The organism is Pseudomonas sp. AC211 (assembly GCF_979258055.1).
Window position 1 is genome coordinate 2260690 of sequence record NZ_OZ409830.1, and the last position, 24827, is coordinate 2285516.

Sequence of the window (24827 nt, forward strand, 5' to 3'; positions counted from 1 at the left end):
AATCGGGCGGGGTGGCCGCCCGTGGGTCATTGTTGTTATTGATTGAAGCCGTGCTGTATGGAGTAGCGAAGCGGCGATTGATTCGCCGCATTTTCAGCCACGCTTATTACTGTCATCAGCCATCACCACAGCGCCAAGCTGTAGCTGAGGATCAGCCGGTTTTCGTCCAGGTCGTTGCCAAAGTTAGTCGAGCGCAGGGTTGCGTTACGCCATTTCACCCCGAGGTTTTTCAGCGGGCCGTCCTGGATCACGTAGCCGATATCGGTGTTGCGCTCCAATTCCTTGCCTTCGTTACCGCTGGCCAGGGTGATGTTGTCGCCGCTCAGGTAGCGGGTCATAAAGGTCAGGCCGGGCACGCCGAGCGCGGCAAAGTTGTAATCGTAGCGGGCCTGCCAGGAGCGTTCGTCGGCGTTGGCGAAATCGCCGATTTGCACGAAGTTGACCAAAAACGCATCGGTGCCGCCGATGTAGGCAAAGCCCGTGTCGCCGCTCATTTTCTGATACCCCAAGCCAAACGCATGGCCGCCCAGGCTGTACGTGAACAGGGCGCCGAGGGCGCGGTTGTCGACGTTGCTGCGCCCGTCATCGTCCGAACGGCCGTAGCGCAGGTCGGTTTTAAACGACTGGTTGGCGCTGATGGCCAGTACGTGGGTGAGGTTGACCAAGTGCTGGTTGTAGAGGTTGTCGAGCTTGCCGTAGTTGTAGCCGGTGGTGAGTTGGTCGTTCCACTTGTAGCTGAGGCCGGCGAAGTCGAACTCATCACTGGTGGTACTGGCAACAATGCCGCGCGCGCTGCCGGAGGTGACGGTCATGTCCTCGCTGTTGGCGGAGTCGCGCAGGCTGACCTGAGTGAAACGCCCAGCATCGACGGTCAAACCGGCGAATTCAGTGGAGTTGAGGTGCGCGCCCTGGAACGTCTGCGGCAGCAGGCGCGAGTCGTTGGCCAGGGTGGTCGGTAGTTTGGGCAGCAAGGTGCCGACCTTGAGCACGCTTTTGGACACTTTCAATTTCGCGGTCAGGCCCAGTTCGCTGTAATCGTCCGCCGCCTCACGGGGCGCGCTGCGCCCTCTGGGCAGCAAACCGGAACCGGCGCGATCAGGGCTGGAATCGAGCTTGAGGCCCAACAGGCCGATGGCATCGACGCCAACGCCAATGGTGCCGTCGGTGTAGCCCGACTCATAGCGCAGCAGAAACCCCTGCGCCCATTCGTCTTGCTTGGACTGGGCAGCATTGTCTTGGCGGAAATCACGGTTGAAATAGAAATTGCGCAGTTCGAGGGTGGCTTTGCTGTCTTTGACGAAGTCGGCGTGTGCCTGGCCTGCAAGACCTAAACCGGTGCCGAGGGCGGCGAGCGCAAAGGCGGGGCTGAGCGGATAGCTCATGGCAAATCTCCTGGCTGCACCTGCGTGATCATGGACGATGCCGAGGCGTCCTGGGGAAACTGCTCACATAGCGTGCGACGTTTTTGTTGTTGTTTTTCGGCGCGGTCATTGCCGCGGAGGGTGCTATAGCGAGATGTGTGCCAGGGTGTTTAAGGGATTGATATGTAAGGGAAAGATGATTTTTTGGTGGGGGCTTATGGGTTGCGGTGTCTCGGAAGGGAGACGGGGTGGGGTAGGTTTGCTGCGGGGTTTAGGGGGAGGAGGGTGAGTCTCTGGTTTGGGATGGTGTCTATGTTTTGAGATTGTTAGGGCGGTTTCGAGGCGGAACGTGGTGTTCGACGGGGCATTCTGGATCCCGAATCGTCGGACCGCCGCCTGCGCGAGGATGACGGTGGGGTTTTTGTACTCTCCGTTAACGCACTAATCGCTACCAAACATCCGTCATCCTCGCGAAGGCGGGGATCCAGAGTTTCGGATTTAACGCGGCAGGCGGAACACCTCACCGCTAGTACGGAACCAAGAACGGCGAAAACCGTGCTCGACGGAAGACTCTGGATCCCCGCGTGCGCGAGGATGACGGTGGTTTTTTACCGTTCTGAGTTAACACTGATCTGTAGAGGCTCCGCTGGTCGCCAACCAACCCCGTCATTCCCGCGCAGGCGGGAATCCAGAATTTCGGATTTAACGCGGCAGGCGGAACAACCTCATCGCCAGATACCGAGCCAAGAACGGCGAAAACCGTGCTCGACGCAAGATTCTGGATCCCCGCTTTCGCGAGGATGACGGTGGTTTTTTACCGTCCTGAGTTAACGCTGATCTCGCAATAACGCACTAATCGCTATCAAACATCCGTCATCCTCGCGCACGCGGCGGTCCGACGATTCGGGATCCAGGCTCGCGAAGGGGACATCGTCAGCAGCAAGAGCCTCTGCAAAGAAAGTAACGGAAAACAACCCTAACCAATCAAGACTTATCCGCCGCCATCTCCAACGCCGCATCCAACCTCAACCGCTCGTTCTCATTAAATTGCTCATCAGCCAGCCGCTGAATCGCCGTCTGTTTATCGCCATCACTCAAGCCATTCTGCCCTTCAATCTGCGCCTTGCTGGCAGCAAACGCGGCAATGCGCTGCTTCCATCCCGCACGCTGCTGATCCAGCGCTTCCAGGCGCGTGGTGGCTTCGGCGCCAACCAGTTGCTGACGCAACGCGCGGACCTGCTCGGCACTGGCGCCTTGCGCGCGCAGTTGTTCGGTTTGTGCGTGCAGCTCGCTTTGCAGCTGCGGCAGCACGCTTTCTTGCAACTCTTCGGGCAGGCCGGCGCGCAGTTGGTCCATGGCTGCGCCTTTGGCGGCGGCGTCCAGTTTGTCGTCGTGTTGAATGGCCAGGCGTTGCAGGGTGAACTGGTTGTAGGCCTCTTCGTTGCCGAAAAAGGCCTGGTGGGCTTCGGCGGTGAACAACCGGGCGCGCAAGGCTTGCACCGCGCTTTCACGGTTGCGCAGGGCGTCGAGGTTGGCCATTTGCGGCAGGTCGCGTTCGAGCAGCACCAGCTCGCGTTTGTAGTCGATGTATTGGCTGAGCAGCGCTTGCGCCTGTTCCTGCGCGGGCTGCGGCAGTTGGCTGGCGATATAGGCGCGCAGGCGTTTGACGCTGTCTTGCAGCGACTCCTCGCCATAGGCGCTGAGGAAGTAATCGAAGATGCGGCGGATGTCGGCCGTAATCAGCAGATTGCCGGCGCCATCGACCTGGAAGCTGCCATCCACCTGCGTGCCTTTGAAGGAGGGCGGCAGTGGGGCGAGCGTGGCGGGCAGGGTGGCGACTTGGGTGGTCAGCTGTTCAGCTGGCGCGTTGCCAGGGATTTTGGGCGTGGTGCTGGGCGCTTTGGCGGTGGCCGCCACCGGGCTTTCAGCCGGGGTGTCCAGCGGGTGCAGGTACAGCATGACCGCCACACAAATGGCGAAGGAGATGGGCAATAACAGCAGCAGTTTTTTCACGTTGTTCGCTCCACGCAAGGCCATAAGCCGGACCCTCAGCGGGCCCGGCTGTTTACACCGTTACAGGCCGACGTTTTTCAAGCGGTTGGCTTGCTGGCGGTACACGGTCACGGGGTCGGTCTCGAACAGGCTGGTGAGGCCGAAGGTCTGGTTAACCTCGTCGAGGTGGTTCATGCGGTAGTTGTCGCGAATCACCTGGCCCAGGTGCGAGCTGCAACGGCCGACCAAGCCGTCGTTGGCGGTGGTGCCAAAGGTCACCGACGACGCGCCGAGCAACAGGTCGCTGGGGTCGAGCACGTTGGTCAGCGGGCTGGTACCGCCCCACGAGTAGTAGCGCACGCCGTTGACGCTGTAGGCGCCTTCGCCACAGGCGCTGGTGGGAATGCCTTGCGGGTACTTGGCGTTGAAACGCGCCGCACCGGCCGAGTTCAACGATTCCAGGCTGCCCAACGCGTTTTGCGGCGTGGTGCTGGAACTGGCCGAGAGGAAGTTGATCAGTGCGCCGAGGCCGTTGACGATGCCGGCAACCACGGCTTCACCAGCAGAGCCTGGCGGAATCTGACGCAAGAAATCGGCCGTGGCCGAACCTTTGTGCGGGGCGCCAACGCTGGTTGCCGAGGCCACCAGATCCGGGCGAACGGCAGCAACGTAGCGGATGGTCGGGCCGCCGTGGCTGTGGCCGATCAGGTTCACTTTCGGCTTGCCGCTGATGGCGACAATTTCTTCCACCTGGTCGAGCAGTTGTTCACCGCGTTTTTCCGAGGTGTCGAGCTGGCTCACTTCAGTGATGTACACCTTGGCGCCGTCGCTGCGTAGCGCCGAAGGAATGCCGTACCAATAATCCACGCCAAGAATGCTGTCGAAACCGAGCATGCCGTGGGCCAGCACCACCGGGTACTTGGTCTGGGTGTAACCGGATGACGCTGCGTCGGCCTGGTTCGAAATCAGCAAACCAGAAGCAAGGCAGAGGGCGAGCAGAGTTTTATTGTTGTTCATATGCGCTCTCGCAAGGGATGAAATAGGCAAGTGTCGCCATCCAGGGCAGGCCCCCACGCCCATCCAAGGCGCGTACAGCAGCCGGAGCGGTAGTACAGGATTCATGCCACTACAGGCGAAACGGGTGAAGTCGCTCTATTTCAGCGTTTTGCCGCTTATTTGCGCGTTTTGTCCGACAATTTGCGCTGTTTCCCCTGTTACTGCCTGAAACGGCGGGCGCGGTGTTTGGCCACTTTTAACGCCACGCGTTCCCCGCCAGCGGTCCGAATGCGCCAAACGGACGGGGCACTAAAGCGCCTCACCTAACCAAAGGATGGGTTGGCAGCGCCCGCCACTCCAGGGTTGACAGCCCGCCTGCCGCTTCCCTAGGATTGCCGCCAGCGCCGATTTAAACAGCTACTTGCGGGGCGCTCCCCGAAGACCAGGTCTCAACGCCGGCTTCGAAATACCGCTAAAGCGCTGGTTCGGTGTTGCCTCTCACCGCTGCCTGCGGAGCTTCTGAGGCGAGAGACCCGTACATGAACGCCCACACCGTCCTGACTTCCCCCGATTCCCTGGCCCCTGCGCCGTCGCCCGTTGCTGCCTCGCTTACGCTTCGTCCCCTGATACGTCTGGCGCCCATCACCAGCGGCCTTGCCTTGCGCAACCCGAAAATCTTGCTCGGCGGCAGCCACCAGCCCACCTTGCTGCGCTACCTCGAAGGCTGGCCGAAACGCTGGGGCGCGCCTCGCACGTTTCTGATTCAGTTCGTGGGCGACGATGAGTCGTTGCAACGCTTTGCCCGCGACAGCTTTGACCTGGCCGTGGTGCAGGCGCCGAGTGCAGCGAACCTTGAAAGCTGTGTGCGCGAGTTAGTGCGCGTGGCGCGGCAAGGGTTGATAACCCGGCGTTGACGGTTTTGGGACGCTGACCGATTCCGTCAACCGCCCCTGAGCACTTGCGTCATTGAGGCCGTCGCCACGCGGCGCCTACCCTGCGTGACGACCAATTGCACAGGGAACCGTCATGCAACGCATCCATTTCGAAACCGAACACAATATGTTCCGCGAGGCTTTCCGCGCGTTCTTGCAAAAAGAAGTGGTGCCCCACCAGGACGCCTGGGAAGAGGCCGGCGTGGTCAGCCGCGAGGTGTGGCTAAAGGCGGGTGAGATGGGTTTTCTGCTGCCCTGGGCCGATGAGGAATACGGCGGCAGCGGTCTGAAAGATTTCCGCTACGAGCAAATCATGTGCGAGGAATTGGCCAACATTAACGAGGCCGGTTTTATGCTGCCGCTGCACTCGGCGCTCTGTGGCCCGTACATCGCCGATTACGGCAACGCCGAACAAAAAGCGCGTTTCCTGCCGGCGATCATTCGCGGCGAAAGCATTCTCGCCGTGGCCATGACCGAACCCAGCGCCGGCTCCGACCTGGCCGGTATGCGCACCACGGCCGTGGACAAGGGCGACCACTTTGAGCTCAACGGCTCGAAAGTGTTTATCTCCAACGGCCTGCTCGCGGACGTGGTGATCGTCGCGGCCAAAACCGATCCGGCCAACAAACACGCCATGGGCCTGTTCCTGGTCGAGCGCGGCATGGAAGGTTTCGAGCGCGGCCGCAATCTGAAGAAACTCGGCATGAAAAGCCAGGACACCGCCGAGCTGTTCTTCAACAACGTCAAAGTGCCGAAAGAAAACCTGCTGGGCGACGCCAAAGGCGGCTTCTTCTATCTGATGAACATGCTCGCCCAGGAACGCCTGACCAACGCCTGTGGCGCCGTCGGCGGTGCCGAAGCGGCGCTGCAAGTGACCATCGACTACGTGAAAGAACGCAAAGCCTTCGACCGACCGATTTCGCACTTTCAAAACACCCGCTTCAAACTTGCCGAAATGCGCACCCAAGTGGACGTGGCCCAGGTGTTCGTCGACCGCTGCGTGATGGACCACAACCAGAAAAAACTTACCCCGGAAGTCGCCGCCGAAGCCAAACTGTTCACCACCGAATTGCTCGGCAAAGTGGTCGACGAAGGTGTGCAGCTGCACGGCGGTTGGGGCTACATGTGGGAATACCCGATCTGCAAGATGTACGCGAACGCTCGCATTCAACGGATATTCGCCGGCACCTCGGAAATCATGAAAGAGATCATCAGCCGTGGCATGAAGTTGTAAGCGCACCGCAGCCCCACAACACGCCGACCCACAACAACAAGAATCAGGAGCCCAGATGAAAGGCCCACTGTCGTCATTGAAAGTGCTGGATTTCTCCACCTTGCTGCCAGGCCCATTTGCCTCGTTGTTGCTCGCCGACATGGGCGCCGATGTGCTGCGTGTGGAATCGCCGACGCGCATGGACCTGGTGCGCGTATTGCCGCCCCACGACGGCGGCGTGTCGGCCAGCCACGCTTACCTCAACCGCAACAAACGCGGCATCGCGCTGGACCTGAAACAGGCGGCAGCGGTGGAGGTGGTAAAGCAACTGGTGCTTGAGTACGACATCGTGCTCGAGCAATTTCGCCCCGGCGTGATGGACAAACTGGGCGTGGGCTACGCGGCGCTGAAGGCGATCAATCCCAAGCTGATTTACGTGTCGATCACCGGCTACGGCCAGACCGGCCCGTACAAAGACCGCGCCGGTCACGACATCAACTACCTCGCGCTTTCTGGCATTGCCGACCAAACCGGTCGCCTGCAAAGCGGCCCGCTGCCACTCGGCATTCAGGCCGCGGATATTGCTGGCGGCTCGTTGCACGGGGTTATGGGCTTGCTGGCAGCGGTGATTCAGCGCCAGCACAGCGGAGAAGGGCAGCACGTCGACATCAGCATGACCGACTGCATCTTCAGCCTGCACGCCATGGCCGGCGCCGGTTATCTGGCCTGCGGCGAGGCGCCGACCATGGAAAGCCAGGCGCTCAATGGCGGCAGCTTCTACGACTACTACCGCACCCGCGACGGCCGCTGGTTTTCGGTCGGCAGTCTGGAACCGCAATTTATGCAGCAGCTGTGCGCCGCCATCGGCCGGCCGGAATTGGCGGCACACGGGCTGTCGCAAAAGCCGGAGCAGCAGCGCGCGTTGAAGGCACAGATTCAGCAGGAATTCGAACAGCGTGACTTTGCCGACTGGTGCGAGCGCTTCGCTGCCCTGGATGCCTGTGTCGAGCCGATGCTGAGCCTGGCCGAAGCAGTGGAGCATCCGCAGTTGCAGGCGCGCGAGCTGGTGGTCGAGGTGCCCCGCGAGGGCAAGCCGGCGCAGCGGCAGATCGCCTGCCCGATCAAATTCTCCGGCGGCTTGCCGGCGCCGCGTCACGTGGGGGCGGCGGTGGGCGCTCATACGGCCGAGGTGCTGACGCAGTTGGGCTACGACGCTGACCAGATCGCCTCGTTGCGCGCCGCCAAAGTGATTGCCTAAGCCCAGGATGGGTCGGCTGCTTTCCGCCGGCGGCTGTGCTAAAACAGCCGCCCCGAGCCGCATCACACAAGGAGCAACACCCATGGGCAAGCCATCAGGAATCAGCCTGGCACTGGCCGCGCTATTGAGCGCCGGTATCGCCTGCGCCGAAGAGCCCGCGCCAGACAGCAGCACGCTCAAGGAATCGGCCAAAGCGGCGGTGTCGTCTGCCATCTCGGCTGGCAAGAACTTGCTCGGCGGCGCCTCGGAAGGTGTGACCGAAGGCCGTGAATCGGCGCAAGGTGCGGATGGCGCTTTTATCATCTCGCAAAGCGACCAGCTCGACGGCAAGGTCGAGGTCAAGCTGCTGAAAGTCAGCGCCGTGGACGGCAACCTTGAAGCCCTGTTCGGTTTCAAGAACCTCACCGACAAGCCCGTACGCCTGATAAACCTGTGGGATAACGGTGCGCTGCTCGCCGTCGACGGTGAGGACTACGCCAGCAACCTGGCCCCCGATTCGGCTAACCCGGAAGAAGTGACCGTTCCGGCCAAAATCGGCGTGCGCCAGGCGTTTATTTTCCAAGGCCCGGTAGAAGGTCCAAAAGCAGTGCGCCTGTGGGGCAAGGATTTCCTCGTTAAATAATCAAGGAGTCCACCGACATGGTTACCTGCTACCTGCGCTACGTGCTCGATCCGAACAAGCTCAAGGAATTCGAACATTACGGTAAGTTGTGGATTCCCCTGGTCGAGCGTTTCGGCGGCCAGCACCATGGCTACTTCCTGCCGTCTGAGGGTGCCAACAATATCGCCTTGGCATTGTTTACCTTCCCTAGCCTGGCCACGTACGAACAGTATCGCCAGGCCTCGATGAACGACGCGCAGTGCTTGGCGGCGTTCCAATATGCTCAAGACACGCAGTGCGTCCTCAGCTACGAACGAAGTTTCTTTCGCCCGGTGTTTAAGTAAAGCTCGGCGCATCCCCGTATCTCTCCATGCAAACGGCGGTTTCGCACGACCGCCGCTGGCAATCAACTGTCCCTCTGCAATCATTTTTCCTCGCCTCTGATATCTGCCCGCCATCGGCGTAATATTGCTTATTTATCAATGGGTTAAAAAAGTGAAAAACCTCTGAACCATCTTCGCAGTGAGCGGGACAGATACTCTGTGGAGGCAATACAGCCTCTAACAACTGACCGTATGTTTGGAGGAAGAAATGACTACCAACAACTCAGGCAACAACAATCCGGGCAACTTCGCCAACGACCGAGAGAAGGCGTCTGAAGCAGGCAAAAAAGGCGGCCACAACAGCGGCGGCAATTTTGCCAATGACCGTGAGAAGGCGTCCGAAGCGGGCAAGAAAGGTGGCCAGAATAGCCACGGCGGTGGACGCAGCTAATTAGCTGCTGCCACGCGGAAAAGGGGTCTGGTTTCCAGGCCCTTTTTTTATCGGTCGCATCGCAGACGGGAGCGTCCACATGGCCGGTCAACCGTTATCCTTTTTAGAAGTCAGTCGAATTATCGAGCAGGGTTTGCTGCCGCATCGCTGCCGTTGCACCAGCCGCGACGGCACATCGCTGGATCTGCACCTGACCGCTGCCGATCCGCCACACCGCACGGTGTCCATCACGGGCGTGCCGCTGGCGGAATTGAACAGCAGCCGGGCCTTATCCCGGCTGGTATTGGAATTGCGCGACGCGCTGATTCCTGAGGCGCAAGGCAACGATACCGTTGCGAATCGGAACATGGGCTGAGAACGCCTGACACTGCACGGGAGGCAGTCATGAGTAAGCATCTTTTTCTGGTCAGCTATGTGCTGAATAACCAACCGATGCATGAAGAGCTGCATTCAAGCGCTGACACCCTGTCGGTGGCTCAGGCACGCACGGAATTGGAGGCTAAGCATCAGGGCGAGTCGCCGATGAACATCACCGACATCGAGGTGAGCAAAATCACCCGAACCCACGAAAAAGGCGAAACCCCAGCGCACTACAAACAGCCCTGAGCGCGCCGGCCCAGGGCTGCCCACGTTTATTTCGGCAGATGGCGCATCACGCCTTCCAGGGCGAACCGCGCGCTGTTGAGCTGGACCTCTTGGCGGTCACCGAAGAAACGCTCTTTGTGGGTCGCTACATGAACGTCATTGCCCACTTTGTACGCCCAGGCGAACCACACGGTACCGGGCAATACGCCGTCCATGGCTTGCTCTCCGGAGACTCCGGTGGTGGCCACCGCCGTGTCGGCGCTGCTCACCTGCAAGGCACCGCGTGCCATTTCCACGGTAATTTCCTCGCTGGTCAGGCCAAAGGTGTCGATGGTCATCTGGCGCACGCCGAGCAGGCGTTTCTTGGCTTCGGGCGAATACACCACGTAACCACAATTCAAACAGCTGCCGCAGCCGGGTGCTTCAGTGAGCAGGGCGGCGACGCGCCCGCCCGTACACGACTCGGCGGTGGCCAGCGTGCGGTTTTGGGATTGAAGAAAGTCGACGACTTGTTGGGCGAGTTCCATAGGCATTTCTCCTGCGCGTGCTCGGCCGTTGTTGTGTGTGCAGGCCGTTACAAGCTAGGGCAACCGGAGCGGGAATTTTGTTTCAGCAACACGAGCGGACACCGAGAGGAAATTCCAGGCGTTTCGCTTGGTTACGCGCTTGGGTCGGGCGAAAAAAATGCTGAACTGATATGAAAATGCCGCGCTCCGAAGAGAACAATCGGTCAAATGCAGCAACAGGTTCCGCCGACAGCGAACAACGAATTAGGCCTGACAGGGCCACCCTCGCACTCGCTTTACGCGCCGTTTGGTCTTGCCCCGCGAGCCGGGCAAACGGCAAATCCTTTCACCCAGCCGGATAGCGCTGGGACACAACAGGAATACAGCGATGAACAACTATCACATCGTCCCCGTTTTGAATGGCTGGGCGCTCAAGCAAGAAAAAACCGAAACCACCATCACCACTGCCGAAACCAAAGCCAGCATCTTGCACAAAACCGCCGAGCTGCTGGACAACAAGGCCACGGCCGCCTCGGTGAAGATTCATCGCGAAGATGGCACCCTGGAAGAAGAGCGCACGTACCCGCGAAGTGCTGACCCCCGCCGCTCAGCGGGTTGAATGCCAGCGCCGCCTTCAACGGCTTTTGAATCGCCCCCTGGATTCTGCTTCAATACCGGCCACTTTTTTAAGGCGGCTGGCTAAGCCTTTTCCGTCCATTTCACGTTTATATTCTGTGCGCTTGGCAAAATGTCGGTTACGCGTTCGCAGTTCGGCAACCGTCGGTTGGTCAGCGAGGTTTTGTATTTTTTTTAGCTGCGCGATGAGTGAACTGCACTCCAGCGGGTGGCCCACGGAGAACGTATGAGCAAGGCTACCGGCTCTAGCAAGAGCGCCAAAGAGGCGTCGACTATTCAACCCAGTCACCTGCGCTTTCCCGTGGTGGGCATCGGCGCTTCGGCGGGCGGGCTGCAAGCGCTGTTGAAGCTGTTCGAGAACCTGCCCAATAACACCGGGCTAGCGTTCGTGGTGGTGATGCACCTCTCGCCTAAACACGAGAGCACCGCCGACCGCATTCTGCAGAAAGTCACCAAGATGAAGGTTCGCCAGATCACCCAGCCGGTGCCCATTGAGCAGAACTGCATCTACCTGATTTCCCCCGCCCAGCAATTGACCATGAACGATGGTTACCTGAGCGTTACACCGCTGGCCAACGACCAGCCGCGCCATATCGCCATCGACGTGTTCCTGCGCACCCTCGCCGACGCCCATAGCGAGCGCGCCATTTCGCTGATTCTCAGCGGCAGCGGCAGCGATGGCGCCGCCGGCATGTGCCGCGTGAAGGAGCAGGGCGGGGTGACCTTGTGTCAGAGCCCCGACGACGCCGAGTACGACAGCATGCCGCGCGCCGCCATCGCCACCGGCCAGGTGGATTTCGTGCTGCCGGTCGCCGACTTGCCGCAAAAAATCCTCGAATTGTGGGAGACCATGCGCAGCATTCAGCTGACCTCGGACGTGCAACTGCAGGCATCGGTGCGCCAGGAGATGGACGAGGAAGAGGCCGGCGCCGCCGAAACCGCTTTTCGCGAAATTCTCGGCATTCTGCGCACCCGTACTGGCCACGATTTCAAACACTACAAACGCGCCACCGTGATTCGCCGCATCGAGCGGCGCATGCAGGTCAACCAGTTGCGCGACCTGCCGGCCTGCCGCGCATACCTGCAAAGCACGCCCGCTGAAACCACCCAGTTGCTGGGCGACATGCTGATTGGTGTGACCAACTTCTTCCGTGACCGCGACGCCTTCGAAGCACTTGAACGCGATGTCATTCCGCGTCTGTTTGAAATGCCCACTGACGAAGAAAGCCAGGTGCGTGTGTGGTCGGCAGGCTGCTCCTCGGGTGAGGAAGCCTATTCCATGGCCATGCTGCTGGCCGACCATGCGGAGCAAAGCGAAAGCGGTCGCAAGTTCCAGGTGTTCGCCACCGACATCGACGAGCGCTCAATCGCCATCGGCCGAGGGGGGCTGTACCCCGAGGCGATTATCCCGGACATCCCGCCGCAGCGCCTGCGGCAGTACTTCAGCAAAGAGCAGTCGCGCTACCGAGTGAAAAAGGAAATTCGCGAGCGGGTGCTGTTCGCCATGCACAACTTGCTACGCGATCCGCCGTTTTCCAAAGTGCACCTGATCTCCTGCCGCAACCTGCTGATCTACCTCGACCGCGACGTGCAGGCTGAAATTCTGCGCATGTTCCACTTCGCCTTGATGCCCGGTGGCTACCTGATGCTCGGCAGTTCCGAGTCGGCAGATGCCTGTGGCGATCTGTTCGTGGCCGTAGATAAGAAGAACCGTATTTTCCGCACCAAGTCGGTGACAACCGCCAGTCGCTCCAGTGCGCAACTAGCCGTTAATGTGTACCCCGGCGTTACGGTGGAACCGAGCAGGAAAGTAGCGCAGAGCGCGCGTATTTCCTTTGCCGAAGTGCATCGCCGTGTATTGGAGCAGTACGCGCCGCCCAGCGTGATCGTCAATCACGACTCACAGATCGTGCACATGTCCGAGCAGGTTGGGCGTTACCTTCGCCACGCCGGTGGCGAGCCCTCCCACAGCCTGTTGTCGTTGATTCATCCCTCGTTGCGCCTGGAATTGCGTACGGCGTTGTTTCAGGCTTTCCAGTCGCGCAAGAGCGTGGAGGCACGGCGGGTTAAACACGAGCGCGACGGCGTTAGCAGGTTCATCAATATGGTGGTGCGCCCGTTCCGCGACCTGGACACCGACTTCGCCCTGGTGATTTTCGATGAAGTCGAAGAAACCATGAGCGAGGACCCCAAGCCCGCCCATGCCGACGCCAAAGACAATGTGCTGGCCCAGCTGGAAAGCGAACTGCAACGCACCAAAGAGCAGCTGCAAGGCACCATCGAACAATCGGAAACCTCGACCGAAGAGCTCAAGGCCTCAAACGAAGAACTGCAGGCCATCAACGAAGAACTGCGCTCGACCACCGAAGAGCTGGAAACCAGCAAGGAAGAATTGCAGTCGATCAACGAAGAGCTGATCACCGTTAACCTGGAGCTGAAAACCAAGGTAGAAGAAACCGGCAAGATCAACGACGACCTGCAAAACCTGATCGCCTCGACGGACATCGCCACGGTGTTCGTTGACCACCAGATGCGGATCAAATCCTTCACCCCGCGCGCCACCGAAATTTTCAACATCATTGCCAGCGACCATGGCCGTTCGCTGCTGGATATCACCCACCGTCTCGACTACCCGGACATGGCCATTGATGCCAGCAAAACCTTTGAATCGCTGCGCTCCATGGAACGCGAAGTGGCCGGCGTTAATGGCCGTTGGTACATCGCGCGGATTCTGCCGTACCGCACCACCGACAACCTGATCGACGGCGCGGTGCTGACCTTTATCGACATCACCCAACGGCGCGCAGCCGAGGAAAAGGCACGGCAAAGCGAGGAGCGCTTGCGCCTGGTGGCCGAGAGCACGCAGGACTACATCATCATCACGCTCGACCATCAGGGCTGCATCACCGGCTGGAACAAAGGCGCCGAGCAAGCCTATGGCTACAGCGAAGAGACCGTGATGGGCAAGCACGCCGAACTGATTTACGGCGACGAAGAACAACGCACGCAAATGATCAATCGGCAGTTGCAAGGCGCCGCCCAAACCGGCCGAGTGGAAGACGACTGCTGGCACGCGCGCCGCGACGGCAGCCGTTTTTTCTGCAACAGCGTAGTCACCGCCTTGCCCAACGGCGGCCCCAACGGGTACGCCATGATCGGCCGCGACATCACCGGCAAAAAACGCGTGGAAGCCGAGCAGGAAAACCGGCTGGAACAGAACCAGCGCAACATCCGCATGCGCGACGAGTTCTTCGCCATGATGTCCCACGAGCTCAAACACCCGCTGAACCTGATTCAACTCAACGCCGAGCTGGTGGCGCGTTTGTCCGTGGTGAAATCCCAGGCGGTGGCGGCCCGTGCGGTGGAAACCATCCTCAATGCCGTGTCCAGCCAGGCACGCATCATCGACGACTTGCTCGACCTGTCGCGCATCAACACCGGCAAGCTCAAACTCAACGTCGGCCCGGTGATCGTGCAGAACATTCTCGAAGAAATCACTAGCGTGTTGAGCGCCGAAACCTGGGAAAAAGACATCAGCATCGAAGTCGATCTGCCGTCGCCTGGTTGCGATCCCTTGGTGGCTGAAGCCGACCCGGTGCGCGTGGAACAGATTCTCTGGAACCTGCTCAACAACGCCGTGAAATTCACCCCGGACGGCGGCGCTATTCGTGTGGGTCTGAGCGAGGAAGACGACTTCCTGAAAGTTACCGTGCACGACGATGGCCAAGGCATTGCTGCCGAATCGCTGCCGAAAATATTCGACCTGTTCGGCCAGGCCCCCGAAGCCCATCGCGCGCCCCGCAAACCCGGATTAGGCATCGGCCTGGCCCTGGTGCGTGAATTGATTGAAGCCCAGGGCGGGCGCATTGAAGCGCAGTCGCCGGGCCTGGGGCAGGGCTCAACCTTTACCGTGTGGCTGCCGCTGTACCAGAGCCTTACCGACCTGGACTTCTCCGAACAGCCGGCCGAGGGCCAATTCACCGGCGTGCGCGTGCTGCTGGTGGATGACTCCGACGACATTCGCGAAGTGATGCAAGCCTTGCTCGAACTCGAAGGCGCGCTGGTCGACACCGCTGGCGAGGGGGAGGGCGCACTGGCGTTGCTGGAAGGCAATCAGTACGACCTGATTCTCTCGGACATCAGCATGCCCGGTATGGACGGTCACGAGCTGATGCGGCGAGTCCGTCAACTCAGCGGTTGGGAGAAAACACCGGCCATTGCTCTGACTGGATTCGGCGCTGTCACCGATGTGGAACAAGCCTACCAAGCCGGCTTCAACGCCCATGTAAGCAAGCCAGTGTCACTGGAAATCTTGCAACGCACGGCCCTGGAACTGGGCGCGCTGAAAGGGTGAAACCATTGGTCGCCGACATGGGTTGAACAGCGGCGCCCCACGGTCAGTTAAAAGACACACCCGACGCGCAAGACTGCGGCGTCGGGCTGTTTGATAACTGATGTGGAGGTGGCTATGAAACCCAACCAATGTGGCTGTCCAGGCTGCGTATGCGAAGTCAGCGAAGGCACCGTGTACAACCACGACGGCGAGCTGTACTGCAGCGAAGCGTGCGCGACCCATCACCAACACGGCGAGAAATGCCCGTCGGCGGACTGCCACTGCGAAAGCAGCAGCAAGGAAGACGACCGCGACGTGAATGAAGGGGATTTGGATAGCGCGCTGGAAGAGACGTTTCCGGCGAGTGATCCGATTTCGCCGTGAGGGGAGGAGCATGGATGGCGGGTTATTTTTACTGGGTCAGGTAATGACCATCAAATCCCCAACCCCACCCCGTCATCCTCGCGAAGGCGGCGGTCCGACGATTCGGGATCCAGGGTCGTTCAGCAGATAAACACCTTAAGGGAGTCGTAGGATGGGTTGAGCGCAGCGAAGCCTGACGTAGAGACCTTGAGTTTTTCAAGATAGCGCCCCGGCGCACCACTCTGGATTCCCGCCTGCGCGGGAATGACGGGTGTCTTTATGGGGTCATGGAATAATCATCAACTCCCCAACCCCACACCGTCATCTCCGCGAAGGCGGCGGTCCGACGATTCGGGATCCAGAATCCTTCAGCGCATAAAAATCAGAAGGACAGCGCACGCCGGGCCACCCGCATACCCCAACCCTCTACTCCGCATCATCCTGCTCATAAACCTCCTCAGCCTCATCAATCTGCGGCTTGGGCGTTTGCTCCTGCTGAACCGGCCAAACCGAGCCCGGATCTTCATTCCCCGGGTCGTTAATTTCGTCCGCAATTGGCGTGTTGTCGTTACCTGCACTCATGGTCATTTCCTCGTGTGGGTTGTTATCGATTGCTACGTTTAGCCAGGCACCACAACAGCCCGGACCCAATAATCACCGCCGCCGCCGAGTACATCAGTTTTTCATTGCCATAGCCGGCCGCGCGCCAGCCGCCGTCGATACGGCGCTCGCCACTGGGTGTGCCGAACAGGTTGCCGGAGGAAGTAGCGCTGCGTCGGCCGCGCTTTAATGCCAGGCCAGTCAGCAAGCCGGACAGCTGGGCAAATCCCGGCATCAGGAAATGCCCCAAACGCAATGCGACAGCGGTGGCGCCAACGGTTTTGCTGGGCTTTGGATTGAGCGCTAGTTTCACCATCGCTTCGGCCACCAGGCGTGGGTCGTAAACGGGCGGTGGCGGCTTCAATGCGCTGCCGGAAAAGTTGCCGCCATCGCGAAAACCGGGGGTGTCGATGACGGCGGGGTACACGTCGCAAATGTGAATATCTGCCCATTGGGTCAGCTCGCCGCGCAAGGCTTCGGTCAAGCCGCGCAAGCCGTATTTGCTCGCTGAATAAGCGGCGGCGTATGGCTGCGCGACCCAACTGCCGACAGAACAAGGTGTTGATCAACACGCCCGCATGCTGCTTCTTGAAGTACGGCAACACCACATAGGCGCCGCGCAGGTAGCCAAGCAAGTCGGTCTGCACGATTTGTTCATGGGCCGCCAGCGGCGTGTCGTCAAAGCTGCCGACGGCGCCGACGCCGGCGTTGTTGATCCACACATCGATGCGGCCTTCGCCAAACACCGCCGCGCTGCTGGCGAGGTTTTCCATGTCGGCATTCTGGGTGACGTCCGTGGGCACCGCGATGGCCTGCGCGCCCAAGGCTTTGCATTCTTCTACCACGTGCTCCAGCGCCTCAGCGTCGCGCGCGGCCAACACTAAGCGCGCGCCTTCACGGGCGAACGCCTGGGCGGCGGCGCGGCCGATGCCGCTGGAGGCACCGGTGATGACGACCGTGGCGAGTTTCAATGAACGGGTATGCATAAAGTCAGCCTCCAGTTTTAACGTTGGGGTGTAAGGGGCTGACTCGAACAAGCGCGACACAATTCAGCTTGGCCGACGGAGTGCAGGCGCGCGGCACTCATCCTTGGCCACCTCGCACTTTCCAGTGTTTAACGTCGTCGCCAAACACGGTTTGCTTCATCTCGTGCGCCAAGCCATAGGCCAGCGATTCATGGGCCGCGATGACTTTTTCTTCCGCCGACAAACTTTTGAAAATATCCAGCTTGGTGGCGGCCGTAGCGGTTTCCACTTCGAAAATCTTTACGTACCGCGCCAGGTCGTTATCGAGGCTGGAAAGGTATTCGCGCAGACGCTGGTGATCGACCGAGCTCTGGTTGAAATACCAATTCATCGGGTGAATCAGAAACCGCGAATGGGGCGCCGTAATGCGGTGCTGAGCCGCTAGGTACATGATGATGCCCATCGACTCGATGTTGCCGGCGTTAATCGCCATGACCGGAATCGGCAAGGATTTGAGAAAGGTGTACAGGCTAAAACCAAAGTTGGTGCTGCCGCCGGTGGTGGACAAGTTCAGCAGCAAGGAGGTGGCACCTTGTTCCATGGCTTCCAGGCAGCAATCACGAAAATGCTCGGTGGTGCCTTGATCGATTTGGCAGTGAAAGTGAACGATATGTTCGGTCATCGGCTCGCCTCGTTAGCTGCAGGTCGTCTTAGCCGTTGAGCCAGAATGGGGCGGGAAAGTTGCACTGTTCCGACGAGGGAAGGGCTGCTCGTCAGGCTAAGTAGGGGTGAGGGTCTGACAGCGCAGACCCTCGTTTGCATGGGCTCGTTTTCACTTACCCGCGGCCGCCGCCGTGGCTGTTCTGACCACCTTTGCGGCCGGCTTCAGAGGCTTTCTGACGATCGTTGGCGAAGTTACCGCCGCTGGCTTGGCCGCCTTTTTTGCCGGCTTCGGAAGCTTTTTGACGGTCGTTAGCGAAGTTGCCTGGGTTCTTATTGCTAGTAGTCATGATCTGTCTCCTAAACAATTTGGTGACCGGCGAAATTGCCCGCCACAGAAAATAGGGCCGGTGCAAATCACGCTTGGTTCAGGATTTTTTTAAACGATAAATGATTGATATATAAGAGATATTACGGTGATGCCAAGGATCGGTATTATGGCTATGCCGGAACCATCGTTACGCAATCACCACGCCATTAAGGGCGCAACGGGCACCCATCGAATCGGCGGAACCTCCCGCCTTAGCAGGCAGTCGTCCTTACCAGTCCTGGTAAACAACGGAGCCCTGCCCATGAGCGATACCGTCGCTGATTTCTTACTCGAACGCCTCAGCCAGTGGGGCGTAAAACGCATCTTTGGTTACCCCGGCGATGGCATCAACGGCATCATGGGCGCGATGGGGCGCCACGCTGAACAGTTCGATTACATCCGCGTGCGTCACGAGGAAATGGCCGCATTCATGGCCTGTGCCCATGCGAAATTTACCGGCGAGATCGGCGTGTGCATGGCCACCTCAGGGCCGGGCGCGATTCACCTGTTGAACGGCCTGTACGACGCCAAACTCGATCACCAACCGGTGCTCGCCATTGTCGGCCAGCAGGCGCAAACCTCTCTGGGCAGCGACTATCAGCAAGAAGTCGACCTGCACACGCTGTTCAAAGACGTCAGCGCCTATGTGGAAACCGTCGGCAGCCCCGTGCAGCTTCGTCATGTGCTGGACCGCGCGTTGCGCATCGCCGTGGCCGAGCGGCAGGTGACCACCGTAATCCTGCCCAACGACGTTCAGCAGATGAAAGCCGTGGCCACGCCGCCGCAAAAACACGGCGTGGTGCAATCGGGCTTCGGTTTTATTCCACCGCGCCCTTACGCCCGTGACGAAGATTTAACCGCCGCCGCTGAACTGCTCAACGCCGGCCGGCGCGTGGCGATTCTGGTGGGCGCGGGCGCCATCGGTGCGCACCTGGAAGTGGAAGCGGTAGCCAACGCGTTGGGCGCCGGCGTAGCCAAGGCGCTGCTGGGGAAGGCGGTGCTCAGCGATGACTTGCCATATGTCACCGGCTCCATCGGTTTGCTCGGCACCCGCGCCAGCGATGAGTTGATGCGCCGTTGCGACACGCTGCTGATGATCGGCACCACGTTTCCCTATGCCGAATTCTTACCGAAACCCGGCCAGGCCAAGGCGGTGCAAATCGACCTGTTCGCCCGCAACATCAGCATGCGTTATCCCATCGACCAACCGTTGCTCGGCGATGCCAAGGAAACGCTGCAGCGCCTGCTTCCCTTGCTTAAACCTAAACGCAGCAAAGCCTGGCGCCAGGGCATTGAAAAGCAGGTGCAGCGTAGCCGCGAAGAACTGCACAGCCGCGCAATGAAAAGCGCCGAGCCGGTCAATCCGCAGCGCGTGTTTACCGAGCTGAGCGCGCAATTGCCGGCGGATGCCATCTTGTGCGGCGACAGCGGATCGCACACCAACTGGTACGCGCGCGACGTCAACCTGCAGCCCAGCATGCTCGCCTCGTTGTCGGGCAAGTTGGCCTCCATGGGCAGTGGCGTGCCCTATGCCATCGCCGCGAAACTGGCGCACCCGCAGCGGCCTGTCATCGCCATGGTGGGTGATGGCGCCATGCAAATGAACGGCAACAGCGAGCTGCTTACGGTGCAGCAGTATTGGCAACGCTGGCAGACGCCGACCTTTATCGTGCTGGTGCTCAACAACCACGACCTCAATCAGGTGACGTGGGAGCAGCGCACCAAAGCCGGCGACCCGGAGTTCACCCCGGCGCAACATGTGATCGAATTTCCCTACGCCCGCTATGCCGAACTGTTGGGCTTTGAAGGCATTCGCGTGGACGCGCCGGAGCAATTAGCCGACGCCTGGAAGCGCGCGCTAACGGCCACGCGGCCGGTGTTGTTGGAAGTGGTCACCGACCCCAGCGTGCCGCCGTTGCCGCCGCATATCAGCTTCGAAAAAGCCAAGGCCCTGGGCGGCGCTTTACTGAGCAACGACCCCAAAGCCTGGAGCGTGATCAAACAAAGCGCCAAGCAACTGCTGTCGTAAGCCAATGCGCGCCATGGAAAAAATGCCTGAACCTGACGGCGCTTGCCGTGGCCGAAATTAAGACAGTCAATGCCGGAGGAAACCGTCATGCCCGAGTTAAACGCCTACATCTGGATAGGCTTGTGCGCCATTCTGGTGGTCCTGGATATCTGGGCCATCATCAGCGTGTTCCGTAGCAGCAAGAGCGTTTCGACGAAGTCGCTGTGGGCCCTGGCCATCGCCATCTTCCCCGTGCTGGGCCTGATTTACTGGGCCATCGCCGGGCCGCGCGGCATGGGCGGTGGGCCCAGCTCGGCCGAACACAGTAAAGGCTAGGGCGCTGCGCGATGGGGGTGAGAAAGCGCGAACGCGACGTGAGGGATTTGCCCGCGCTGCTGCGCGCCAATGCCGAGTCATTGCCGGCCGTGGATGACCCGGCGTTCGGCGCGCTCTTCAGCCGTTACGCGGACGCCAAGGTGGTGCTGATCGGCGAAGCCAGCCACGGCACCGCCGAGTTTTATCGCGCGCGAGCGGCCATCACCCGCCACCTCATCGAGCACCACGGCTTCAACATTGTGGCCATCGAAGGCGACTGGCCCGACGCCGCGCGCATCGATGCCCATGTGCGTCATCTTCCGCAAACCGAGCACAGCGAACCGCTGTTCGGCCGCTTTCCGACCTGGATGTGGCGCAACCGCGAAGTGCTGGCGTTCGTGCGTTGGCTGCACCGTCATAACCAGCCATTAGCGGCCGAGCAGCGCGTCGAGTTTCGCGGGCTCGACCTGTACAGCCTGCGCTCCTCGATGGAGTCGGTGCTCACCTACCTCGACGCCAACGATCCGACCCGCGCCGCCGAAGCGCGCAAGCGCTACGAATGCCTGACGCCCTGGCAAGACAACCCCGCGGCCTATGGCGAACGGGTGGAGTGGGGCGGTCGCGACTCGTGCGAGCAAGCCGTGCTCGACCAGTTGCACGAATTACTCTGGGCGCGCCTGGAAAGCCTCGAAGGCAGCGAGGCGATGTTCAACGCCGCGCAGAACGCCCGCGTGGTGCGTGCCGCCGAGCAGTATTACCGGCTGATGTACCGAGGCTCGGCGCTGTCGTGGAACCTGCGCGACAACCACATGTTCGACACCCTCAAGCAGTTGCTCAAACACCGAGGCCCGAAGGCCAAAGCGGTGGTATGGGCGCATAACTCGCACATCGGCGATGCCGCCGCCACAGCTATGGGCTGGCAAGGGGAATTCAATCTCGGGCAGCTCAGTCGTGTGGCCTGGGGCGACGATGCGGTGCTGATCGGCATGGGCACCGACCGTGGCGAAGTGGCCGCCGCCGACGACTGGGGTTCGCCCATGCGCTTTAAGCGCGTGCAGCCTTCGCGGCCCGACAGTTGGGAACAGCAGTTTGTGCAGGCCGGCGTGCCGCAATCGCTTACCGACTGGCGCGGCGCCGACAAACAGGGCCTGCGCGACGCCCTCAGCGAAACCTTGCTACAACGCGCCATCGGTGTGATTTACCGGCCGCAAAGCGAGCGTCAGAGTCACTATTTTGAAAGCGTACTGGGCGAGCAGTACGACGCCTACCTATGGTTCGAAACCACCACGCCAGTCACGCCGCTCGTCGCGCCTGCCGGTGAGGCCAGCCACGAAACCGACACCTATCCGTTTGGCCTGTAGCGCGATTAAGGGGAGGGCGGGTCGTACTCGTTCACGTAGGCAACCTTGCTTTGCATACGGCTGAGCAGGTTGACCAGGGTGTCGACTTCCTGCGCCGAGAAGTCACTCAGCAAACGCCGCTCACGTTCCAGCACCACTTTCAACACGCGATCATGCAACGCGCGCCCTTGTTCGGTGAGGCTGACGGTATAGCGGCGCGCACGCCGGCTTGGCCCATAAAAAAACGCCGGACGAACCGGCGTTTTTTTATTCAGCGGAACAATCAGGCGGTACGTCCACCCAAGGTTTCCGCCACCCAATCGGCAATGTAATGGCCGGCGTTAATGCTGTTATCGAAACTCGAATGCTGCACACCGCCTTCACGCTCGGTGAAGATTTTCAGCTCGCGTTTCGGGCTGTTGACCAATTGCTCGTAGGTGCGATGCGCCCATTTCAGCGGGATCTGCGAATCTTTTTCGCCGTGGGTCACCAGGAACGGCACCTTGATGCGGTCGAGCACGCCGTCCAGGTGCACGTTTTCGGCGATGGCCATAAAGTCGTCCTGATCCTTCGCGCCCCACACCCAGCGCACGTGCGCCCAGTAATGCGGTACCGGGAAGCTGCCTTCTTTTTCCAGACGACGTTTCTGCACATCGCGCCAATCGTGGTTGGCACCCCACACCACGCCGCAGGCAAAACGCGGCTCAAACGCCACCGCGCGCGGGCAGTAATAACCGCCGAGGGACACGCCTTCCAGCCCAATGCGTTTGGCATCGAACTCGCTGCGGGTTTCCAGCCAATCCACCACGCGGCTGGCCCAGTGCTCGCTGTCGTAACGCGCCGTGAGGTTGTGCAACCGCAGCGCTTCGCCAGTGCCCGGCTGGTCGATGATCAACGAGGCGACGCCGCGCTTGGCCAGCCAGGCGGGCAGGCCGACGCGGTATTTCATTTCCTTGGTGGAATCCAGGCCATTGACCTGCACCAGAATCGGCTGCGGGCCGCTCACGCCTTCGGCACGCACCAGCAAGCCGGAAATGTGCGCGCCTTCGTATGGAATTTCGACCCGCTCACAGTTCTCCTGCGACAGTTCGATGCCTCGGGCGAAGGTGTGCAGAAAGGTTTGATACAGCGCTGTGCGGCCTTCGGCGCCGTGCGCTTGCAGGCGTTCGCAGGTGAGGTAGTAGGTGGCGGCGCGGTTGTATTTTTCGCCGGCCGACAGCAAGCGGCCGTGCTGTTCGTCTTCTTCGGCAAGGCCGCAGAGTTTGTCGGCCATCTTCTGCCAGGTTTCGCGGAAGGCCTTGGTGCCAGCGGCGTCGGGTTGCTTGGCGGCCTCTTGCAACGGCGCGCACATTTCCTCGATCTCGCCGAGGCGGGCGCCCATTTCGATGGCCAGGTCGACGGAGAGGTTCCAGACGTAGTTGGTAGGGAAGTAGCGGAACATGGTTGTTGTTGTCCTTATTCGTGCCAGGCGGAAGTGGGCCAGGCAGGCCCGTGCTAGTGGGCACGGTAAGGAGCGGCGAGGTAGTTGGCCAATCGTGAGTGGGGATGTGAGGTATCGGGTGGGGCGATACCTGGGTGGGGTTGGATTTGGGTCGAAGGCATCGTGGCTAAAGTGGAATGGCGGCACAGCCGATCCCACAAAGTTACTGTGGTTCTGTGGGAGCGGCTTTAGCCGCGAGATTTTGATTTGCGCGTGATCTGTCTATACCGCGCCTGTTATCAAAACCTGCGTCACATCCAAGATTCTGGATCCCCGCGTTCGCGAGGATGACGGGTGTCTTGAACAAAACCTCCGTCACCACCGCACGCGCCGAGCTTTATACCGCGCCCGTCATCAAAACCTCCGTCATCCTCGCGCACGCGGGGATCCAGTATTTCAAGCCGTACACGCTAGCTCGGCAAAGGTATTCATCACGCCGCCTTAGCCTGATCCACGCTCTGAATAAACGCACTGATGCGTTCCCTCAACCACCGAGTGCATCGGGTCGCCGTCCACGCTGCGGTGCCACAACATCACTTCACGCATCAGCGGAATTTTGACCGGCGGCGGCAAAATCCGTAGCGGCAAATGCGCGGCGTATAAGCGCGCCAAACGCTGGTGCATGGTGGCGATGCGCTGCGTGCCAACCACCAACTGGGGCAGGGTGTTGAAGTCGTTGGTGATCACTTCCAGGCGCCGGTTAAAGCCGTATTGGGTGATAAACCATTCCTCGATGCTCATGTGTCGCGAGCGGCCGAAACCCACCGAGACATGGCCCATCTCCATGTACTTTTCCAGGGTCAGGTGCTCGCCCACTTGGGTGTTGCCGTTCCACACCACGCACACGTGTTCTTCCTCGAACAGCAGTTGCGAAGGGTGACCTTCGAGGGTGTAGCGGTCGGGCACGATCATCAGGTCGACTTCGCCGCGTATCAGCAGTTCGCCGGAGTTGTCGCTGGGGCCGATCATTTCGAACGTGATGTGCGGCGCCTCTTGGTGGATGCGTTCGATCACCTGGGCAAACAGCACGCTGATCAGGTAGTCGGACGTCACCAGGCGGAAGTGGCGCTTGCTGGTACTGGGGTCGAACACCGGCTTGGCGGTGATCGACGATTGAATGGTCAGCAGCACTTCGCGCACAGGTTTGGTCAGCTCCAGCGCGTAGGGCGTGGGCTGCATTCGGCGGCCGACTTGCACCAGCAAGTCGTCTTCGAAGTAGGTGCGCAGGCGACCCAACACGCCGCTGGTGGCGGACTGAGTCATGTGCAGACGTTCAGCGGCGCGGGTGATGTTCTGCTCTTCAAGCAACACATCCAGCGCCACCAGGAGGTTGAGGTCCAGGTGGTTGAAACGCATGGCGGTCAATCTCGTTCTTGTATTTATTTTGGCGATACATTCGAGTCAAACCATCGCTTCGTCAACCCTGCCTCGGAATTCTCCTGCTCCGTTTTCGGCTATCCGCCAGGCGCTATGGGTGTGCGCGCTGGTATCGCGATTGCCGATAGGTCACATCCCAACTCGCGATTAGTCAGCTGCCCA

The 24827-nt window shown here is 60.3% G+C and carries 23 protein-coding genes and 2 pseudogenes; 14 read left to right on the top strand and 11 right to left on the bottom strand.

Annotated features, from left to right (window positions below):
- Window positions 1-122 precede the first annotated feature (122 nt).
- From ACZZZP_RS10730 to lipA, 3 genes are all read right to left on the bottom strand, one after another.
- Window positions 123-1382 (bottom strand): OprD family porin, encoded by a 1260-nt coding sequence (locus ACZZZP_RS10730; RefSeq protein WP_463382692.1) that lies wholly within the window; start codon window positions 1380-1382, stop codon window positions 123-125.
- A gap of 963 nt (window positions 1383-2345) precedes the next feature.
- Window positions 2346-3374, bottom strand: coding sequence for a lipase secretion chaperone (locus ACZZZP_RS10735; RefSeq protein WP_463382693.1), 1029 nt, complete (start codon window positions 3372-3374; stop codon window positions 2346-2348).
- 60 nt (window positions 3375-3434) lie between these two features.
- A complete protein-coding gene (gene lipA / locus ACZZZP_RS10740; protein WP_122496341.1) occupies window positions 3435-4370 on the bottom strand; it encodes a triacylglycerol lipase in 936 nt (311 codons plus the stop codon).
- Window positions 4371-4888: 518 nt separating this feature from the next.
- Here lipA and ACZZZP_RS10745 point away from each other — a divergent pair.
- From ACZZZP_RS10745 to ACZZZP_RS10780, 8 genes are all read left to right on the top strand, one after another.
- Window positions 4889-5263: a class I SAM-dependent methyltransferase gene (locus ACZZZP_RS10745; RefSeq protein ID WP_463382694.1), complete on the top strand. Its 375-nt coding sequence runs from the start codon at window positions 4889-4891 to the stop codon at window positions 5261-5263.
- Window positions 5264-5375: 112 nt separating this feature from the next.
- Window positions 5376-6515: an acyl-CoA dehydrogenase family protein gene (locus ACZZZP_RS10750; RefSeq protein WP_463382695.1), complete on the top strand. Its 1140-nt coding sequence runs from the start codon at window positions 5376-5378 to the stop codon at window positions 6513-6515.
- Between the two features lie 55 nt (window positions 6516-6570).
- Window positions 6571-7752, top strand: a complete 1182-nt coding sequence (locus ACZZZP_RS10755; RefSeq protein WP_463382696.1) for a CaiB/BaiF CoA transferase family protein — start codon at window positions 6571-6573, stop codon at window positions 7750-7752.
- Between the two features lie 82 nt (window positions 7753-7834).
- On the top strand, window positions 7835-8374 hold the full coding sequence (locus ACZZZP_RS10760; RefSeq protein WP_463382697.1) for a hypothetical protein: 540 nt from the start codon (window positions 7835-7837) through the stop codon (window positions 8372-8374).
- Window positions 8375-8391: 17 nt separating this feature from the next.
- Window positions 8392-8697, top strand: a complete 306-nt coding sequence (locus ACZZZP_RS10765; RefSeq protein WP_463382698.1) for an NIPSNAP family protein — start codon at window positions 8392-8394, stop codon at window positions 8695-8697.
- Window positions 8698-8944: 247 nt separating this feature from the next.
- Window positions 8945-9127 carry a con-10 family general stress protein gene (locus ACZZZP_RS10770; RefSeq protein WP_122496331.1) on the top strand — a complete coding sequence of 61 codons (183 nt, stop codon included), beginning with the start codon at window positions 8945-8947 and terminating at the stop codon, window positions 9125-9127.
- Window positions 9128-9206: 79 nt separating this feature from the next.
- Complete coding sequence (locus ACZZZP_RS10775) at window positions 9207-9482, top strand: DUF1652 domain-containing protein (RefSeq protein WP_463382699.1); 276 nt, start codon at window positions 9207-9209, stop codon at window positions 9480-9482.
- Window positions 9483-9511: 29 nt separating this feature from the next.
- A complete protein-coding gene (locus ACZZZP_RS10780; RefSeq protein ID WP_122496327.1) occupies window positions 9512-9733 on the top strand; it encodes a hypothetical protein in 222 nt (73 codons plus the stop codon).
- A 26-nt stretch (window positions 9734-9759) separates the two neighbouring features.
- Here the strand turns inward: ACZZZP_RS10780 and ACZZZP_RS10785 are convergent, their stop codons facing one another.
- Window positions 9760-10239: a CinA family protein gene (locus tag ACZZZP_RS10785; RefSeq protein ID WP_463382700.1), complete on the bottom strand. Its 480-nt coding sequence runs from the start codon at window positions 10237-10239 to the stop codon at window positions 9760-9762.
- A gap of 367 nt (window positions 10240-10606) precedes the next feature.
- Here ACZZZP_RS10785 and ACZZZP_RS10790 point away from each other — a divergent pair, with 367 nt between their 5' ends.
- The 3 genes from ACZZZP_RS10790 (at window position 10607) to ACZZZP_RS10800 (ending at window position 15571) form a co-directional block, all read left to right on the top strand.
- On the top strand, window positions 10607-10837 hold the full coding sequence (locus ACZZZP_RS10790) for a DUF2188 domain-containing protein (protein WP_463382701.1): 231 nt from the start codon (window positions 10607-10609) through the stop codon (window positions 10835-10837).
- 243 nt (window positions 10838-11080) lie between these two features.
- Window positions 11081-15208, top strand: a complete 4128-nt coding sequence (locus ACZZZP_RS10795; protein ID WP_463536513.1) for a CheR family methyltransferase — start codon at window positions 11081-11083, stop codon at window positions 15206-15208.
- 114 nt (window positions 15209-15322) lie between these two features.
- Window positions 15323-15571 carry a metallothionein gene (locus tag ACZZZP_RS10800; protein ID WP_122496319.1) on the top strand — a complete coding sequence of 83 codons (249 nt, stop codon included), beginning with the start codon at window positions 15323-15325 and terminating at the stop codon, window positions 15569-15571.
- Between the two features lie 405 nt (window positions 15572-15976).
- On the opposite strand, the gene ACZZZP_RS10805 is transcribed toward ACZZZP_RS10800, so the two are convergent.
- The 4 genes and pseudogenes from ACZZZP_RS10805 to ACZZZP_RS10820 all read right to left on the bottom strand — a co-directional run bounded on the left by ACZZZP_RS10805 (window position 15977) and on the right by ACZZZP_RS10820 (window position 18125).
- Entirely contained in the window at window positions 15977-16132 is a 156-nt protein-coding gene (locus ACZZZP_RS10805) for a hypothetical protein (RefSeq protein ID WP_463382702.1), read from the bottom strand.
- 22 nt (window positions 16133-16154) lie between these two features.
- Window positions 16155-17136, bottom strand: a pseudogene (locus ACZZZP_RS10810) (SDR family oxidoreductase).
- A gap of 97 nt (window positions 17137-17233) precedes the next feature.
- Complete coding sequence (locus ACZZZP_RS10815; protein ID WP_122496315.1) at window positions 17234-17797, bottom strand: ATP-dependent Clp protease proteolytic subunit; 564 nt, start codon at window positions 17795-17797, stop codon at window positions 17234-17236.
- Between the two features lie 154 nt (window positions 17798-17951).
- Window positions 17952-18125 carry a con-10 family general stress protein gene (locus tag ACZZZP_RS10820; protein ID WP_122496313.1) on the bottom strand — a complete coding sequence of 58 codons (174 nt, stop codon included), beginning with the start codon at window positions 18123-18125 and terminating at the stop codon, window positions 17952-17954.
- Window positions 18126-18407: 282 nt separating this feature from the next.
- Here ACZZZP_RS10820 and ACZZZP_RS10825 point away from each other — a divergent pair, with 282 nt between their 5' ends.
- The 3 genes from ACZZZP_RS10825 (at window position 18408) to ACZZZP_RS10835 (ending at window position 21829) form a co-directional block, all read left to right on the top strand.
- Window positions 18408-20174: a thiamine pyrophosphate-requiring protein gene (locus ACZZZP_RS10825; protein WP_463382704.1), complete on the top strand. Its 1767-nt coding sequence runs from the start codon at window positions 18408-18410 to the stop codon at window positions 20172-20174.
- 87 nt (window positions 20175-20261) lie between these two features.
- The gene (locus ACZZZP_RS10830) at window positions 20262-20489 is read left to right on the top strand and encodes a PLD nuclease N-terminal domain-containing protein (RefSeq protein WP_122496309.1); all 228 of its coding nucleotides are present in this window, start codon (window positions 20262-20264) and stop codon (window positions 20487-20489) included.
- A gap of 11 nt (window positions 20490-20500) precedes the next feature.
- Window positions 20501-21829 (top strand): erythromycin esterase family protein, encoded by a 1329-nt coding sequence (locus tag ACZZZP_RS10835; protein WP_463536514.1) that lies wholly within the window; start codon window positions 20501-20503, stop codon window positions 21827-21829.
- 5 nt (window positions 21830-21834) lie between these two features.
- Here the strand turns inward: ACZZZP_RS10835 and ACZZZP_RS10840 are convergent, their stop codons facing one another.
- The 3 genes and pseudogenes from ACZZZP_RS10840 to ACZZZP_RS10850 form a co-directional block, all read right to left on the bottom strand.
- Complete coding sequence (locus ACZZZP_RS10840; RefSeq protein WP_463382706.1) at window positions 21835-21987, bottom strand: hypothetical protein; 153 nt, start codon at window positions 21985-21987, stop codon at window positions 21835-21837.
- Between the two features lie 104 nt (window positions 21988-22091).
- Complete coding sequence (locus ACZZZP_RS10845) at window positions 22092-23249, bottom strand: alpha/beta hydrolase family protein (protein ID WP_463382707.1); 1158 nt, start codon at window positions 23247-23249, stop codon at window positions 22092-22094.
- Window positions 23250-23719: 470 nt separating this feature from the next.
- A pseudogene (locus tag ACZZZP_RS10850) lies at window positions 23720-24644 on the bottom strand (LysR family transcriptional regulator).
- Between the last annotated feature and the right edge of the window lie 183 nt (window positions 24645-24827).

Coding starts and splice junctions, on each gene's coding strand:
- ACZZZP_RS10765 (WP_463382698.1), top strand. CDS start 8,392: ATGGTTACCTGCTACCTGCGCTACGTGCTCGATCCGAACAAGCTCAAG.
- ACZZZP_RS10750 (WP_463382695.1), top strand. CDS start 5,376: ATGCAACGCATCCATTTCGAAACCGAACACAATATGTTCCGCGAGGCT.
- ACZZZP_RS10820 (WP_122496313.1), bottom strand. CDS start 18,125: ATGACTACTAGCAATAAGAACCCAGGCAACTTCGCTAACGACCGTCAA.
- ACZZZP_RS10745 (WP_463382694.1), top strand. CDS start 4,889: ATGAACGCCCACACCGTCCTGACTTCCCCCGATTCCCTGGCCCCTGCG.
- ACZZZP_RS10815 (WP_122496315.1), bottom strand. CDS start 17,797: ATGACCGAACATATCGTTCACTTTCACTGCCAAATCGATCAAGGCACC.
- ACZZZP_RS10830 (WP_122496309.1), top strand. CDS start 20,262: ATGCCCGAGTTAAACGCCTACATCTGGATAGGCTTGTGCGCCATTCTG.
- ACZZZP_RS10845 (WP_463382707.1), bottom strand. CDS start 23,249: ATGTTCCGCTACTTCCCTACCAACTACGTCTGGAACCTCTCCGTCGAC.
- ACZZZP_RS10755 (WP_463382696.1), top strand. CDS start 6,571: ATGAAAGGCCCACTGTCGTCATTGAAAGTGCTGGATTTCTCCACCTTG.
- ACZZZP_RS10790 (WP_463382701.1), top strand. CDS start 10,607: ATGAACAACTATCACATCGTCCCCGTTTTGAATGGCTGGGCGCTCAAG.
- lipA (WP_122496341.1), bottom strand. CDS start 4,370: ATGAACAACAATAAAACTCTGCTCGCCCTCTGCCTTGCTTCTGGTTTG.
- ACZZZP_RS10805 (WP_463382702.1), bottom strand. CDS start 16,132: ATGAGTGCAGGTAACGACAACACGCCAATTGCGGACGAAATTAACGAC.
- ACZZZP_RS10825 (WP_463382704.1), top strand. CDS start 18,408: ATGAGCGATACCGTCGCTGATTTCTTACTCGAACGCCTCAGCCAGTGG.
- ACZZZP_RS10775 (WP_463382699.1), top strand. CDS start 9,207: ATGGCCGGTCAACCGTTATCCTTTTTAGAAGTCAGTCGAATTATCGAG.
- ACZZZP_RS10795 (WP_463536513.1), top strand. CDS start 11,081: ATGAGCAAGGCTACCGGCTCTAGCAAGAGCGCCAAAGAGGCGTCGACT.
- ACZZZP_RS10785 (WP_463382700.1), bottom strand. CDS start 10,239: ATGGAACTCGCCCAACAAGTCGTCGACTTTCTTCAATCCCAAAACCGC.
- ACZZZP_RS10730 (WP_463382692.1), bottom strand. CDS start 1,382: ATGAGCTATCCGCTCAGCCCCGCCTTTGCGCTCGCCGCCCTCGGCACC.
- ACZZZP_RS10770 (WP_122496331.1), top strand. CDS start 8,945: ATGACTACCAACAACTCAGGCAACAACAATCCGGGCAACTTCGCCAAC.
- ACZZZP_RS10800 (WP_122496319.1), top strand. CDS start 15,323: ATGAAACCCAACCAATGTGGCTGTCCAGGCTGCGTATGCGAAGTCAGC.
- ACZZZP_RS10780 (WP_122496327.1), top strand. CDS start 9,512: ATGAGTAAGCATCTTTTTCTGGTCAGCTATGTGCTGAATAACCAACCG.
- ACZZZP_RS10835 (WP_463536514.1), top strand. CDS start 20,501: ATGGGGGTGAGAAAGCGCGAACGCGACGTGAGGGATTTGCCCGCGCTG.
- ACZZZP_RS10760 (WP_463382697.1), top strand. CDS start 7,835: ATGGGCAAGCCATCAGGAATCAGCCTGGCACTGGCCGCGCTATTGAGC.